The organism is Pseudoleptotrichia goodfellowii (genome assembly GCF_007990505.1).
Taxonomy (GTDB): Bacteria; Fusobacteriota; Fusobacteriia; order Fusobacteriales; family Leptotrichiaceae; genus Pseudoleptotrichia; species Pseudoleptotrichia goodfellowii.
In genome coordinates this window covers 1851321-1868076 of record NZ_AP019822.1, presented here as the reverse complement: position 1 = coordinate 1868076, position 16756 = coordinate 1851321, and the positions used below count along the sequence as shown (strand labels likewise).

General features: G+C 32.5%; 13 protein-coding genes. All 13 read left to right on the top strand.

Features of this window, described 5'->3' with window-relative positions:
- Positions 1 to 4 precede the first annotated feature (4 nt).
- The 13 genes from FVE72_RS09075 (at position 5) to FVE72_RS09015 (ending at position 16548) form a co-directional block, all read left to right on the top strand.
- Entirely contained in the window at positions 5 to 544 is a 540-nt protein-coding gene (locus FVE72_RS09075) for a chromate transporter (RefSeq protein WP_006807748.1), read from the top strand.
- A complete protein-coding gene (locus FVE72_RS09070; RefSeq protein ID WP_026738100.1) occupies positions 541 to 1074 on the top strand; it encodes a chromate transporter in 534 nt (177 codons plus the stop codon). Before FVE72_RS09075 ends, FVE72_RS09070 begins: the two co-directional genes overlap by 4 nt.
- Before the next feature lie 252 nt (positions 1075 to 1326).
- On the top strand, positions 1327 to 2430 hold the full coding sequence (locus FVE72_RS09065; RefSeq protein WP_026738099.1) for an ABC transporter ATP-binding protein: 1104 nt from the start codon (positions 1327 to 1329) through the stop codon (positions 2428 to 2430).
- Positions 2431 to 2445: 15 nt separating this feature from the next.
- Positions 2446 to 3300, top strand: coding sequence for an ABC transporter permease (locus FVE72_RS09060; protein WP_026738098.1), 855 nt, complete (start codon positions 2446 to 2448; stop codon positions 3298 to 3300).
- Positions 3300 to 4091, top strand: a complete 792-nt coding sequence (locus FVE72_RS09055) for an ABC transporter permease (RefSeq protein WP_006807745.1) — start codon at positions 3300 to 3302, stop codon at positions 4089 to 4091. The genes FVE72_RS09060 and FVE72_RS09055 overlap by 1 nt, the downstream gene beginning before the upstream one ends.
- Positions 4092 to 4400: 309 nt before the next feature.
- Complete coding sequence (locus FVE72_RS09050) at positions 4401 to 6416, top strand: filamentous hemagglutinin N-terminal domain-containing protein (RefSeq protein ID WP_146966554.1); 2016 nt, start codon at positions 4401 to 4403, stop codon at positions 6414 to 6416.
- A gap of 276 nt (positions 6417 to 6692) precedes the next feature.
- Entirely contained in the window at positions 6693 to 13088 is a 6396-nt protein-coding gene (locus FVE72_RS09045) for an EndoU domain-containing protein (RefSeq protein ID WP_146966552.1), read from the top strand.
- Positions 13089 to 13097: 9 nt separating this feature from the next.
- Positions 13098 to 13574 carry a hypothetical protein gene (locus FVE72_RS09040; RefSeq protein ID WP_026738096.1) on the top strand — a complete coding sequence of 159 codons (477 nt, stop codon included), beginning with the start codon at positions 13098 to 13100 and terminating at the stop codon, positions 13572 to 13574.
- A gap of 321 nt (positions 13575 to 13895) precedes the next feature.
- Positions 13896 to 14378, top strand: coding sequence for a hypothetical protein (locus FVE72_RS09035; protein ID WP_036056188.1), 483 nt, complete (start codon positions 13896 to 13898; stop codon positions 14376 to 14378).
- Between the two features lie 292 nt (positions 14379 to 14670).
- Complete coding sequence (locus FVE72_RS09030; RefSeq protein WP_026738094.1) at positions 14671 to 14874, top strand: hypothetical protein; 204 nt, start codon at positions 14671 to 14673, stop codon at positions 14872 to 14874.
- 7 nt (positions 14875 to 14881) lie between these two features.
- The gene (locus tag FVE72_RS09025) at positions 14882 to 15688 is read left to right on the top strand and encodes a DUF4304 domain-containing protein (protein WP_232049441.1); all 807 of its coding nucleotides are present in this window, start codon (positions 14882 to 14884) and stop codon (positions 15686 to 15688) included.
- Positions 15660 to 16058, top strand: coding sequence for an EndoU domain-containing protein (locus FVE72_RS09020; protein WP_081724207.1), 399 nt, complete (start codon positions 15660 to 15662; stop codon positions 16056 to 16058). The genes FVE72_RS09025 and FVE72_RS09020 overlap by 29 nt, the downstream gene beginning before the upstream one ends.
- Before the next feature lie 16 nt (positions 16059 to 16074).
- Positions 16075 to 16548 (top strand): hypothetical protein, encoded by a 474-nt coding sequence (locus tag FVE72_RS09015; RefSeq protein ID WP_155830845.1) that lies wholly within the window; start codon positions 16075 to 16077, stop codon positions 16546 to 16548.
- Positions 16549 to 16756: the final 208 nt, after the last annotated feature.

Below are 16756 nucleotides of genomic sequence, written 5' to 3'. Positions count from 1 at the left end.
TGTTATGAAAATATATTTTGAACTGTTTTGGATATTTTTTAAAATAGGAGCTTTTACCCTCGGAGGGGGATATGCAATGGTTCCTCTCATTCAAAATGAAATTGTAGATAAGAAAAAATGGATAGAAAAAAATGAATTTATTGATTTACTGGCTTTAGCACAGTCGGCTCCGGGGGTTTTGGCGATAAATATGGCAGTATTTGTGGGGTATAAAATAAAAAAATATGCAGGAGTATTTGCAACTGTATTAGGAGCGACATTGCCGGCATTTCTGGTTATCGTGCTTATTGCAGCTTTGTTTGAGAATTTTCAGGATAATCCTTATGTGATAAAAGCATTTAAAGCTGTAAGACCTATGGTTGTTGCACTTATAGGAGCGAGTGTTTATACAATAGGAAAGCAGGCAAAAATAAACAGATATACTTTAATAATTGTAATAATAATTGCTTTATCGGTTGCTTATTTTAAATTTCCGCCGATACTTGTTATTATTCTCGGAGCGGTTTCGGGAAATATATGGATGAACCGGAGGGCTAAAAAATGAATATGGGAACCTTAATAACGCTATATACAGTGTTTTTTAAAATAGGTCTGTTCAGTTTCGGAGGCGGATATGCTATTTTGCCGTTAATTCAGAAAGAAGTAGTGGAAATACATAACTGGATAACTGTTTCACAATTTACCGACATAGTTGCCGTATCACAGGTAACTCCGGGACCTATATCGATTAATGCCTCAACTTATGTAGGCTATCTCGTAACAGGAGATGTGATCGGAGCAACTGTAGCGACATTGGGATTGATAACACCTTCGATTATAATAATGATAATATTCAGCAGATTTTTCCTGAAATTCAAGGATAATAAATATATCAGCAATGCTTTTACAGGTTTGAGAGTAGTAGTTGTGGGATTGATTTTGTCGGCAACTTTACTTTTAATGGATAAAAATAATTTCATCGATTTTAAAAGCATCATAATATTTCTGGTGACAATAGTGTTATTTTTAAAATGGAAAATAAATCCGATTATTATAACAATTCTCGCTGCAATAACAGGGATATTAATATATTGATAAAATGTCTGCTGTAATTTATAAAAAAGTTCAAATGAAAAACAAAAAATTATATAAAATTTTAAAATAATATGATATAATCAAACAAGGTTATTTTCATGAGGGCTCATTGCCGCCCTCATACTCCCGCTACCCGCGTTCTACGCGACTTCGTCGACTCCGAAAATGCGGGAGGGGAGAACAATCATGAAAATTAATCTTGTTTTTTAAATTAAAAAAATTAATATAGTTGGGAGTTGAAAGGAGAAAGAATTGAAAAAAAATCTTGAAATTAAAAATGTAGGAAAAACTTTCGGGAAAGAAGAAATATTAAAAAATATAAATATTGAGATAAAAAAAGGAGAATTTTTTTCATTATTAGGACCTTCAGGCTGCGGTAAAACGACGTTACTGAGAATGATTGCGGGATTTATAAGACCGGATAAAGGGGCTATTTCTATAAACGGAGAAGTTATAGATCATCTGAATCCTAACGAAAGAAATGTAAACACTGTTTTTCAGAATTATGCACTGTTTCCTAATATGACTGTATTTGAAAATGTGGCATTTCCTTTGAAGATAAAAAAAGTTTCCAAAGAGGAAATAGAAAAGGAAGTATTGAAATATTTGGAATTGGTAGGATTGAAAGAACATAAGGATAAAATGCCTTCAAATCTTTCAGGAGGTCAAAAACAGAGAGTTTCTATCGCAAGGGCATTAATCAGTAAACCCGATGTATTACTGCTGGACGAGCCGCTTTCAGCACTTGATGCAAAATTAAGACAAAAATTATTAATAGAATTGGACACTATTCACGATGAAGTGGGGATTACTTTTGTATTTGTAACGCATGATCAGGAGGAGGCATTAAGTGTTTCCGACAGAATAGCCGTTATGAATAAAGGGGAAGTTTTGCAAATCGGTACTCCCAATGAAATATACGAAATGCCTGCAAATGGCTTTGTAGCTGATTTTATAGGAGAAACAAACTTTATAGAAGGAAAAGTTACCGAAGTATATGATAAATATGGATATGCAGAAAATGAAGAATTGGGAAGATTTAAAATAGAACTTGATAAACCTGTGAAAGTCGGAGATAATGTAAAGCTGACATTAAGACCGGAAAAGATAAAAGTGGATACAGAGCCGAGATATACAGATAATGATAATTATAAAGTAATAAAAGGTACTGTAGACGAAGTTATTTATACAGGATTCCAAAGTAAACTGTTTATAAAAATAGACGGAGTAAACAGAATAATCAATGCTTACGATCAGCATAGAAAATTTTTGACTGAAGAAGAACTTTTTGAATGGAAAGAAAAAGTTTACTTTTACTGGCATTATGAAGATGCCTATTTAGTGGAGGTGAACTGATTGGCAAAAAAAGTTATAAAAAAAATAAATGAAAAGGGACTTTTAAAATGGGCATATTATTTGCCTATAAGTTTGTGGATGACACTGTTTTTCGGTCTTCCGACACTCATAATCATAGCTTTCAGTTTTTTAAAAAAAGGTGCTTACGGCGGGATTGCAACACCTTTGAAATACACAATGGCAGCATACAATTTACTTTTTACTTCTAATGATATAATAAAAGTAGTAGTTAAAACGCTGAATATATCAGTATGGATTACTGCTGTCACTTTATTTCTTGCTATACCCGTGTCATATTATATATCGAGATCAAAGTACAAAAATTTATGGTTGTTACTCATAGTAATACCTTTTTGGACTAATTTTCTTGTAAGAATATTTTCTTTTATAGCGATACTCGGAAATAACGGAATTGTAAATCAGTTTTTGATGAAAGTATTCGGATTGAAAACACCTTTGGCATTATTATACAATAAAAATGCAGTAATTATAATAAGTGTATACGTATTTTTACCTTATGCTATTTTGCCGCTTTATTCAGCTATTGAAAAATTCGATTTTTCTTTGCTTGATGCGGCAAGTGATTTGGGAGCAAATAAATTTCAGGCATTAATGAGAGTGTTCATCCCTGGAATAAAATCGGGAATTGTAACTGCTGTAATATTTACCCTTGTTCCTGCCATAGGCTCATATGCCGTACCTGATCTGGTGGGAGGAACTGACGGGATAATGCTTGGAAATATTATCGCAAACAGAATGTTTCAATTAAGAGACTGGCCTACGGCTTCAGCAATTTCAACAGTTTTCATAGTGATAACGACTTTTGGGGTATGGTTATCAATGAAAATGGAAAAGGAGGAGGAAGAGTAATGAATGAAAAAAGAAGAATTTCACTGTTTTTTTTCGTACTTGTAATGATATTTTTCTATTTACCGATAGTTATGCTTGTCGTGCTGTCTTTTAACAGCTCGAAAAGTTTTTCATGGACAGGTTTTTCACTCAAATGGTACATAGAACTCTTTCAAAAATCTCCTGATTTGTGGCAAGCATTCGGTCGAAGTCTGATAATAGGAATAACATCTTCCTTATTTTCAGTCGCTGTGGCTACATTCGGAGCAATAGGTATAAAATGGTATAATTCCAGAATAAAAAATTATGTAAAATTTTTAAATTATATTCCGCTAATATTGCCTGATTTGATAATAGGTGTATCGCTGCTTATTTTCTTTAATATGCAGATAGGTATTTATAAAGGTGTGGAGTTGGGAATGACAACGATTTTTATTGCTCACACTACATTCAATATTCCTTTTTCATTGTTTATAATAATGGCAAGACTGGACGAATTTGATTATTCTATAGTAGAAGCGGCAAGAGATTTGGGAGCGAGTGAAGTTCAGACATTGTTTAAAGTGATATTGCCTACGATGATGCCCGGAATTATTTCGGCATTTCTTATGGCGATGACTTTATCTCTGGATGATTTCGTAATTACAAGTTTTGTTACGGGAACAAATTCCAATACACTTCCTGTACAGATATATTCGATGATTAAATTCGGAGTATCGCCTGTAATAAATGCTCTTTCGACGATATTGATTATAGGAACCATTGTACTTTCGCTTTCGAGCAGAAAGTTACAGAAGTATATGTTGAGTTAATACTTTAGGGGAATTCTTCCCCTAAAACCCCTTTAGCAACCTCAAATTTTACATACTCAAAAATGTACGTTCGCTATGAAAATAAAAAAGATGTTTTCATAGACGCTCACTAACACATTTTTTACGTTGTAAAATTTGAAGGTTGGGAATTAAAAAGTCCGGATTTAGGGGAAAGTGTAATTTTATGATAAAAAACGGCAGTAATTAATAATTTGCAAAAAATAAGAAAAAATGATAAAATAAATAATAATTAAATATTTAAAATAGATATAGATAAAAACTAAAAATAGAGAAAAGGAAGTGAAATACATGAAAAAGAATAGAGCTTTTGAAGGACTGAGTGAATATTTCAAAGACAGAATATTACAAAAGACTATAGCTTTTGTAATGTTGCTTTTCTTTAACTTTAATATATTCGCCGATATCGTACCTGATCCTGCAAGTATAGGGACAAAAGTAACGAAAACAGCTTCGGGAATCGATCAGATAGATATAGCGGCACCTAATAAGAACGGAACAAGTTACAACTCTCTGAAAGAATTACAAGTAAGTGAACAGGGGCTAATCTTAAATAATAATAAAAATGTAGTCATAAATACACAAATCGCAGGACTGGTAGTAAGAAACAGAAATCTTGATAACGGACCTGAAGCAAATCTCATAATAACAGAGGTTACAGGGAAGAATAAAACAAACATAAACGGAATAGTGGAAGTGGCAGGAAAAAGAGCAGACCTCGTTATGGCAAATAGGAACGGAATATTTGTTAATGGCGGGGGTTTTTTAAATTCCGACAGAGTGACATTGACAACAGGAAGTCTTCAAATGAAAGACGGAGATTTAGTAGCAATAGACGTGTCACAAGGACATATAGGAATAGGAGAAAAAGGAATAGATGCATTAAGCTTGACAGATCTTGAATTATTGGGGAAAACGATAGATATAGCGGGAGTAATAAAAGCATCAAGAGAAACAAGAGTAATGGTATCGGCAGGAGGACAGACATACCAGTATAAGACAAAAGAAGTAAAAAGTAAAGGTGAAACATACAGCGGAATAGCAGTAGACGGAAAAGCAGCAGGAAGTATGTATGCAGGAAAAATAGATATAATATCAAATGATAAGGGAGCAGGAGTAAATACAAAAGGGGACTTGGTAAGTGTAGATGATGTAGTATTGACAGCAAACGGAGATATAACAACAAACAAAGTAAATGCAGGAAAGAAAGTAGTATATAAAACACCGAAGAAAGTAAGAATAAAAGGAGAAACAACATCAGGAAAGAAAGTACAGATAAAAGCAAAAGAAACAGAAATAGATGCAAAAGTGATAACTGGATATTTGGAAGAAGCATTAGGAGAAAAAGCATTTGAGATAGAAAGTGACAAGACAAAAATAACATCAAAAATAGAAGTACAGGGAAAAGTGGATATAAAATCCAAAGAAACAGAAAATAAAGGGGAAGTATTTGCAACAGAAAAAATAAACATAACAGGACAAAAACTGGATAACAGTAATGGAGAAATAAGAAGTAACAGAAAAATAGAACTGGATGTAACAAACACAGTAAATAAAAAAGGATATATATTATCAGACGGACTGACAAAGGAAGAAGCAAAACAGGAAGAGGAAAGTAAAAAGGAAGACAATAAAAAAGTAGATACAGAAACAGAAAAAGGAATAAATATAACGGGAGCGGTAGATAATACAGAAGGATTAATAAAAGGAAGAGAAGTAAGAATAGGAGGAAATCTTACAGGAAACGCTAAAGGAAAAGTAGAGTCTATAGGAGCCTTAACTTTAGATGGAAAAGTAATAGACAATAAAAACGGAACACTAAAAGGAAACATCAAAAAAATAAATGCAAATAAATTCATAAATGATGAAGGAAGGATATTAACAAACGAAAAACTCGATATAGCAGCAAAAGAAGGAAGCAATGTAAGAGGAGAAATATTCGGTTCCGAAGGAGTAAAAATAGTAGGAGAAAAACTGAATAACTTATCAGGAGAAATAAGAAGTAACAGAAAAATAGAATTGGATGTAGTAAATACAGTAAATAAAAAAGGATATATATTATCAGACGGACTGACAAAGGAAGAAGCAAAACAGGAAGAGGAAAGTAATAAAAAGGAAGAAAACACAAAAGCAGAAACAGAAAAAGGAATAAATATAACAGGAGCAGTAGATAATACAGAAGGATTAATAAAAGGAAGAGAAGTAAGAATAGGAGGCAATCTTACAGGAAATGCCAAAGGTAAAGTAGAATCTATAGGAGCCTTAACTTTAGATGGAAAAGTAATAGACAATAAAACGGAACACTAAAAGGAAACATCAAAAAATAGATGCAAATAAATTCATAAATGATGAAGGAAAGATATTAACAAACGAAAAACTTGATATAGCAGCAAAGAAGGAAGTAACATAAGAGGAGAAATATTCGGCTCTGAAGGAGTAAAAGTAGTAGGAGAAAAACTGAATAACCTGACAGGAATAATAAGAAGCAACGGGAAAATAGACCTTAATGTAAAAGAAACAATAAACAGAGAAGGATATATATTATCAGACGGAATAACAAAAGAAGAAGCACAAAAATGGGAAGTGAAAGAAAAAGGACCTGAGAAAAAAGAAGACAAGAAAGAAGAAAGTAAGAAAGACGAAGTAAAAGAGCAGACAACAGGAGTAGAATTAAAAGCAGATAGACTTGATAATACAAAAGGAATAATAGCAAGTTTAGGACAAACAACGTTAAATGTAGGAAAAGTATCAAACGGAGAAGGAAAAATAGTATCAAGAGGTGTAGTGGAATTAACTACGCCTAATGAGTACGAATATGAAGGATTAGTAGAAGGAGATGCAGTAACAACATTAAACGGAAAAAAAGTAACAATAAAAGAAAAAATGCAAAGAAAAAATACATTGGAGTTAATAGGGCAGGAAGGAATAATACTAAAAGATGAAATAGTATCGGGGATATTAAGACTGGATACGAAATCGGACTTAAAGAATGCCAAAGATATAAGAGGGCTGGATACATTATCGGTAACAGCAAAGAACATAGAAAATGAAGGGAATCTGTTATCGGATAGAAACCTTTATGTAAAAGCTGAAGGAAAGCTGTTAAATAAGGGGACAGGCTTAATAAAAGGGAATGAAAATACATATTTGGAAGGAAGCATAATAGAAAACAACAGAGGGAAAATATTATCAGAAGGAAGTTTGACATTAATAGCGGAAACATTAATAAGAAATGACACCGGAAAAATAGATGCAAAAGGAGATATATACGGGGAAGTAAAGAACGGTCATTTTGAAAATGTAGGGACAACAGAAGTAGAAATAAAAGACGTATTAAAAGCAACAGGAACAGAAGGAGCAGCAGTAGGAGGAATATTTTCAAGATTAAGAAGAAAACCGAGACCTCAAACAGTAAAACAGGAAAAAGAAAGAACATATCGAATAGATATGGATGATTCAAATATAACGAGTGAAGGAAGTATATACATAAAAGCAGAAAACGGAGATGTGATAAATAAAGACGGAGGAAATATAGAAGGGAAAAAAGGAGTCCGAATAGATGCAAAGAATGTATATAATACAGAAAGATATATAGAAGATGAGAAAAATAAAGTAATACTTGCAGGCGGAGGAAGAATAAAAGGAGAAAATGTATATTTGAAAGTAACGGGAAAAGTAGTAAACGGTACAGAAGAATATACAAAAGGTATATACAGAAGAGAAGACGGAGTGTTGGTAGATAACAGAAAAGTAGGAATGGTAATAAATCCTTCAAGTATAATAGGAAGTCAAAGTACAGTAATAAAAGTGGGAGAACTTATAAATACATCGCAAATAGGAGAGGCAGGAAAAGGAACAACATTTATAGATGTAAAAGGAAAAATAGTAAATGCAAGTATAGGAAACAACATAGCAAAAATAGAAGGAAAAGATGTAATTGTAGAAGGAAACAAAGGAGTAACAAATACAGGTGCAGTAATTTCAGGAACAGAATTTACGAAAGTTATGTCTAAAGACGGAAAAGTCTTAAATGAAAGTACAATAACATCCCAGACAATAATGTCACAACCGCAAAGTGGAGGATTAAGAGGATTTATAGTAAGAAGAGCATCAGCTCCTGAAGTAATAGGAGTGACAGAAAGTATAAGAAACATAGGAAAAATAGAAGGAAATGATTTTGTCTATGTAGAAGGAAAAGAAGTAGAAAATGTAGCCGGGAACATAAAAGGAAAAGGCGGAACATATATAAAGAGTACGGAAAAAGACATAGTAGATAAAACAATATCCTTAAAAGATGAGAAAAAAGGAGCAGTAGAAACAAAAGAAGTAACAAAAGAGGTAAGAGAACGTATAGAAAGAAGTCACGGGAAAAATGATGATTTATACAGCGTAACTTATGGACCGGCAAAGAAAGTACAAGTACAGGAATCAACAAGATGGGATACATTGAATAAGATGAAGACAGTATCGGGAGAAATAGGAGAAGGAGGTAATACGGTACTTGATTCGGCAAGAGATATAATATTAGAGAGCAGTGATATAAGAGGAAAAGATAATATAGTATTAAATGCGAAAAGATATTTAAAGATGCTGTCAACAGTAGATACAGAATTTAAAGAAAGAACAACATCACATAAGAGCAGAAGAGGATTCGGAAGAAGTAAAACGACGACAGAACATTGGGCAGAGGACAATGTATATGCCAATAATGTGGATTTAACAACAGACGGCAATGTGTTAATGAACTTTAAAGGAGTAGACGAAAAGACAAGCAAATATATATCGACAAATAATCAGGGAGTAATAGCACAGGGAGTAAACTTCCATGCAAAAGGAGCGATAATAGGATTTTCAGAAGGAAATATATATGTAGAAGGGACTAAGGACAAATTAAACAGTGTCTATAATTCGCATACAACAAAGAAATGGTTTGGAGCAAGATACGGAAAAGCAAGTGATTATGTAAATGATACAACAGAGAAGTATAGACTAAGTCAGTTGTATAACGGGTCAGACATAAAGTTTGATTCGGAAGGCAAGTTAAAAGTAGAAGGAGTAGATGTACAGACAGCAGGACATGTATATTTAAGAGGGAAAAAGGGAGTAGAAGTATTACCCGGAGTAGAAAACAGCTTAAGAGAAGAAGAACATAAGATAAGCGGACTGAAAGGAAGTATAAGTGTAAGCTGGGGAGGAGTAAGTGCAGGAGTAGGATACGGAAAGAGCAGTGATAAGATAAAAGAAGTAACGAAAGAAATAATAGCAAACAAGCTACAGGCAGCAGGAAATGTAGACATAAAGAGTGAAGAAGGAGATATAGACTTTGGACCTACAAATGGAAGTATAGGAGGAAAATTAACATATACAGGAAAACATATAAATATACTCGATATGCATTCAGAGCGAACAATAGACAGAGTAACGAAGAATACATATGCGGGAGTAGGGATAACAGCAAGCATACCTGTAGTGGGAGCAGCAAAACAGATATGGGATGCAGGAAAGAATATAAAGAATGCAAAACATAAAGAAGACTATCTGAATGCAGGACTGGGAGCATACAGTGCAGGAATGTCCGCAGCATCTGCCATAGGAGGAGTATTTACAAATCCTTTCGGTGTGACAGGCTCTATAAATGTAAGTCATAACAAGAATGTATACCATAGGGAAGAAAGTATATCGGTAGGAAGCAATCTTCATGTAGGCGGAGGAGTGGAGTATAACGGAGAAAGTCTACATACAAGAGGACTTAACATACTGAATGAAGGAGATACAGTATACAATATAACAGGACAGATACTAAAAGAAGCGGGAGTAAGTACAATAAAAGAAAATTCAAGCAGTACAGGCTTCGGTTTAAGTGTAGCAAAAGGAATGGTAGATTCAAACGGACAGATAAATGCATTTAAAGATAAGAATGCAACTATAACCCCAAGTATAAGCAACCAAAAGTCGGAAAGTGAAGGAGTATATTATTCCAAGAATGAAGATATAACAAAAGGAAACAGTCATTACAATAATACGGGAAATGTAAAGACAGTAGGAGTAGCAGTAAGAACAGGAAGTATATCGGGAACAGTAAACGGACCGCATGAAACGATAAGTGTGCAGGACAGTGTGAACTCAAGCAGTAGAGGATATTCAATAAGTTTGGGGATAGGAATAGGTCCGCATACAGAAAAAAGAAAGGCAGTAAACGGACCGTATATATCAAGTGCAACAGTGGGATATAACAAGGGAGATGTAAATCAAAAGATAACAAGAAATGTAGCAGAGTTTACAGCAGGAAGCGGAATGCTTGATGTAAAAGGGAAAATAGTACAGGTAGGTTCACTAATAGACGGTGGATTTACTTTGAATGGACAGGGATATGAGAAACAGGACTTACATGATATAGATAAGAGCAGAAAAGTAGGAGTAAATGTAACAGTATATCCTAATGTAACGTATACAAAAAGAGATGAAAAAGGGAAAGCAATCTATACAGACGGAAGAAAAGAAAATGAACAGGGAGCAGTATACAAAGTAGGAGTAAACTATGCCGAAACAGATAAGGCAAGAGATGTATTGTCAACAGTAGGAAGTAATGTACAAATAAATCAGGACATAACAGGAGTGAACAGAGATACAAATAGACAAGCAGGAGAATTTGAAGGAAGAGAAATAAATCCTATAAATGTTGATTTGGGAACAGAATACTGGTTGACAAGAGCAGGAAGAGGAAAAGCAAAGGATATATATGAAGAAGCAGGAAGAAGTGTTGAGGGGATAAAAAGAATACTTACGACAAGAGATGCGGACGGTAATCTTCAAATATTAAAGAGTATAGAAGCAGAAACAGCAGTCCAGAAGATGATGAGAATAGGTTTCATAGAAACAAAAGGCAAGACACAACAGCAGGTAAAAAAAGAGTTGGAAGAAAGATTCGGTTCATTAACAAAAAAAGGAGTTAAAGTACATTTTTACGGAACAGAAGATATAGACACATCAAAAATGGATGATGATACGTTGGCAAAATTGACAGCTAACGGATTTGCGATAACAAAAGACGGTACAGTATGGATAAATAAAGAGTATGTAGATTCAGGAAAAGTAATAGACTTTAACAAAACAACACAACATGAAATAAGTCATTTGATATTTGGAGAAGATAGTGAATATCAGGCCCAATATTTGACAAGAGCATATGGAGAATTTTTAGAAGGAATAAGAGACAATGGATACTTAAAAGACGGACAGGGAATAATAGATTACAAGTTTTCAATGTTGACAGATGAAGACAGATTAAGACTTGACGGATATACATATAAAGATATGCAATTCATACAGGAAATGGCAGATGGGATAAGAGCGGCACAGGCAAGATTATCCAAATGCGGAATAAACCAAAAGTGTATAGCAGATAATAAGAGAACAATACATAATTTGGAGGTATCTTTAAAGAAATTCGGAGTACAGGAAAAAATACAAACACATAAAGAAAAAGGAAAAAGAATAAATGCAAATAAACCAAGAAATATAATAGGAAAGATACAAAAAGAAATAGAAAAACATAAAAATAAGAAAGAAATATCAAAATACGAAGAAGAATATAAGAACTTAGATGAAGAATTTGATGAGGAATTAAAATATGTAGTAAGAGATTTAGAAAGAAAAATAAATGCAGGGAAGAAAAAAGAAGCGAATGCTGTTATTGAGAAAATAGAAAATATATTATTTAACAATACGATAATATTAAGCTCGAATTTTGGAGGACATGAAATAGAATCTAAGAATGGGAAATTAGTAATATATGCAGGAGGAAAAGACTATTATGAAATAAAAGAAATAATAGATAAACAGGAAATAAAAAATTTAAAAATAGAATATCGAGAAAAAAGGACATCTGATGTAATAAGAAAAATAGAAATGACAGGTCTTAGAAAAGGAAAGATTCCACCTACATGGCCACCCGAATGGAAACAAGAATATGAGAAAACGCATAATAAAAGTGAGGAAATGGAATGGCTTAATCCAACAGAATTAACTAAAAGCGGTAAAATTACTGAAAGAGAAGAGAGAACATATAGAGGTTATTTGACCCTTGTGGAAATAAACAAAATAGGTGGACTTATATCAACTGTAGCTATTATGTCAAAATTAAATGCAGGACTGTATGATGAGAAGGCGATTACATATAATACACAACCGGAATTTGTAAATGTAAGAAAAGTGTTTATAAATGATGGAACAACAATGGGTACAGCAGAAGCAATACAAATAGATATAGGAAATTCAGATATAGTTCAAAGAACAACAACTTTAAAAACAGGAGAGACTTTAGTATCTACGGGAATAAATTCCACAGGACAAATACATCAAAAAATAATACCATATGAAGTAGGAGCAGCTTCAAAATCTGTAGCACAAATTTCCAATAGCGTAAATAAAACCTTTGGCAATATGAGTTTAGCAAATACAACTAAAAGTGCAGTATCATCCAATAATCTATTGGAAGAATATGGAAATATACCTGTAGTTTATCAACGACCTAATCCTACACTATTAGGAACAATGATACAGATAAATCCTGATAGATATATACAAAATGTAACTGCACCGATAAATTATAACCACGTATTTAATTTAGAAATAAATAGACGTGGAAGAGTAGTAGGAGGGCATACTGCATTTGGTAATGTAATAGAGGGAAAGGTTATTAAGACATACCCGACAGGAGTATATAAAGTAGAAACATTTATGAAAGATCCGAATAATCTTTCAAATTTACTTAGAAAATCTAACCATAATGGTATTTCAACTATGTTTCCAAGAGATTGGACAGCTAATAGAATAAAAGTAGAAGTAGGTTTTGCTTATAAAAATAAAACTTATTTTTATAATGATAGTGGAACCTTGATGTGGAAAGGGATAACACCGAGTGGAGTGTGGGTAGAAGGATATATAAGTCCTACAACAGTATACCCACAACCTAAGTAGGTGATAAAAATGATGAGAGTAGAACTAAAATGGGAAAAGTCTAATAGATGGGATGAATTCAAGCTTGAACCGAGATGCCATTCATATTTTATAGGTGATTATATATATTATTCAAATAAAAGGATTAAATATTTTTTTAATGAAATTCCTAATCAAGAAAATTCTAACTATAAAGGATATTTGAATGTTTTATTAATAGATACTGGTGGTGATGAATATTTAAATAAACTTTCTTGGATAGAAGAAGGGATAGAAAAAATTGAAAAAATTTTAAATAATTCATCCAACCAAGAAAATTGGGGGGGGGAAGGATTTGAAGCTGAAATAAGAAAAGAAGGAGTTTTAATATATTTTCTAATAGATGACAATTATTTTGATATAATACCTTTAAAATGTTTCTATAAATCTATGGTAGCTTGGAGAAAATTTTTAGATACCGAACCTAATGAAAATACTGTAATGGAAATAGAATGTGAAGAAGAATAAAAATTTTTCACATTACTGAAGTTAACGTAAAGACATAGATTAAGGAGAAAAAACCAACATACAAATTTTGCAACGAAAAAAATGTGTTAGTGAGCGTAACAAAAACATCTTATTTTGTTTTTGTAGCGAACGAGCATTTTTGAGTATGTAAAATTTGTAGTTGGTAGCAGGAGTATGAGGAGCGGCGATGAGCTCCTCATTAGGATTTTAGTAGACGATAAACCGTTGAATCAATCTCAGATAGAAAATTTAAAACAAACAATAGATTATTCGAAATTAAATGGTGTTGAATTAAAAGTAACAATAAATGGAGGCAAATAGATGTTGAAATTATTATCAGTTAATATATATAAAGAAAAAAAAGAAAGAGATTTTAGAATGATAATCTTGCCGACAGGTAGAAGTAAAATAGGATTAATACAAGTCAAAGATTATGGAATAATAACATATTTGAATAAAGAGAACAAAGAAAAGATAGGAGAACTGATACTGTGGGCATTAGAAGAAAGCGATGAGATAAAAATAGAAAATGCTTCGGAAGTAAAAATAGAAAAAAAATATTCAAATGTATCTTCTTATTTGAAATTTACAAGAATGTATAATTCAATCGGATTAGACCTTTTTCAGGGGAAATATATTTTAACCTTAAATATGAAAAATGGAACGGGGTATTCGGAATTTAGAGATACAAACGGAAATATGTATAAAATAGAATTTGATGAAAAACCGACAGCACTTGAATTAGGCACAAAAGTAATAGAAATGTTTGAATATAAAGAAAAATATGATGGAGATTTTGAATAAACTTTAATTGGAAATATAAATTTTATTGTTATAAAAACTTTCCCGCATTACCGAAGTCGACGTAAGGAGCGTAGGTAGCGGGTAGCGGGAGTATGAGGGGCGGCGATGAGCCCCTCATAAGGCTAATAAAGATATAAAAGTAGTACCACAGTCTTCATTTTCTGATGGAGGAATAGAAGCATATTATGGAGAAAAAGGTTCTATAAGGTTTGATGATGGAATATTTGAACAAAGAAAACAACCTTCAATAGGGCTGGAATCAAAGAATTATAAAATTGGGAATTACAGTAGCATGACTTCAGCTATAGCGAACCAGGCAATAAAGAGAAACAGTTATTTGCCTAGTACAGGACAAATAATAGTAATAGATGCAAGAGGTCAAAGCTTGGGAAAAACATTACAGCAACAGCAGGAATTGCAGCAAAAAGTAATAGATGATATTGTGAGAAAATCAAACGGTACAATAAAACCTGAGAATATAATATTTTGGAAATAGTTAAGAAATGAAAGGAATGGTAGAAATGACAACAAAGGAATATAATGAGATATACAAGAAAAACTTTAAAGAATATTTTGATAAATCTTTAAAAGAAGACGGATATATGAAAAAAGGAACGATAAATTTTTATAGACTTAATAAATTGGGATTGGTAGAAGTTTTAAATTTCCAAAGACATTATGAAGAATTAACAGTAAATTTTGGTATCTCAACTATATATTGTGGAGTTTTTAAAAATAATAAAGCAATAGGGGGGAGATTGGGAGACTTAAAGTATGGAAGTGATGAATGGTGGCAGGTAGAAACAGAAGAAGATATGAAAGTGAATATGCCTGAGATACTGAGTGTGATAAGAAAAGAATTATATCAATGGTTTAGAAAGTATGAAGATAAAGAAGAGTATATAAAAAAAGTTGAGGAAAGTTATAATGATAATTTGATAAATCTGAATTTAATAGAAGCAGCAACAGCAGCAAAATTTAGAAGATACGATGAAATATTGCCTCATATAGAAAAATTAAGAAAAGAATATAAGATTGCAGAAGAAAGGAATGATATAAGGTTACATTATCCAAAAGTTTTAGAAGAAGCATTACTACTTGAACAAAAAGCAAAAGAAGGAAAAGAGAGTGTAGATCAATATATTGTAGAGAGAGAAAGAGAGTTTAATAGAAATAGGATTAGAAAGACTATTAAAAAAGAAATAAAAACACCCTGCATTTTCGAGCAACTACTTAGCGAATACTTGAGGGGACTTGAGAGAAGAAAGGACTTTAATCAGTATGAGCTTAGTAAGCGAGAAGCGGGGTAAGAGGGTTTTAGGGAGATTTATCTCCCTAAGTAACCAAATAATAGGAGGGCATACTGCATTTGGCAATGTAATAGAAAGAGAGATCATTCGGACATACCCAACAGGAACATATGATGCAGAAATATTTATGCAAGACCCAAATAATCCTTCAAATTTACTTCAAAAAACTAATAATAACGGTATTTCAACTATGTTTCCAAGAGATTGGACACCTAATAGAGTAAAAGTTGAAGTAGATTTTTCATATAAGAATAAAGTTTATTTCTACGATAATAGAGGGATCTTAAAATGGAAAGGTATAACACCAAGTGGAGTAAATGTCGAAGGGTATACAACACCAAATGTAACAGTATATCCAAAATCAGAGTAGAAAGGATATTAAGATGATGAAAATAGAACTAAAATGGGAAAAGTCTAATAGATGGGAGAAATTCAAGCTTGAACCAAGATGTCATTCATATTTTATGGGTGATTATATAAATTATTCAAATGAAAGAATTAAATATTTTTTTGATGAAATTCCTATTCAAAAAAATTCTGACTACAAAGGATATTTAGATGCTTTATTAATAGATGATGGGGGAATGGGCTGGAAAAGAAGCATATCTTGGGTGGAAAAAGGTATAGAAATGATAGAAAAAGTTTTAAAAAATGTATCTAACGAAGAAGGCTGGGGGGGGAAAGGATTTTTAGCTGAAATAAAAAAAGAAGGAGTTTTAATATATTTTATAACAGATGATAGTTATTTTGATATAATTTCTTTGAAATGTTTTTATAAAGCTATGGTATCCTGGAGAAAATTTTTAGATACTGAACCTAATGAAAATACTATAATGGAAATAGAATGTGAAGAAGAATAAGAATTTTCCACATTACTGAAGTCGATGCAAGAAAGTAGATTAAAGAGAAAATAACCCAACATACAAATTTTATAACGAGAAAAATGTGATAGAGAGCGTAAACAAAAACATCTTATTTTGTTTTTGTAGCGAACGAGCATTTTTGAGTATGTAAAATTTGTAGTTGGTAGCAGGAGTATGAGGAGCGGCGATTTGAGCTCCTCATAAA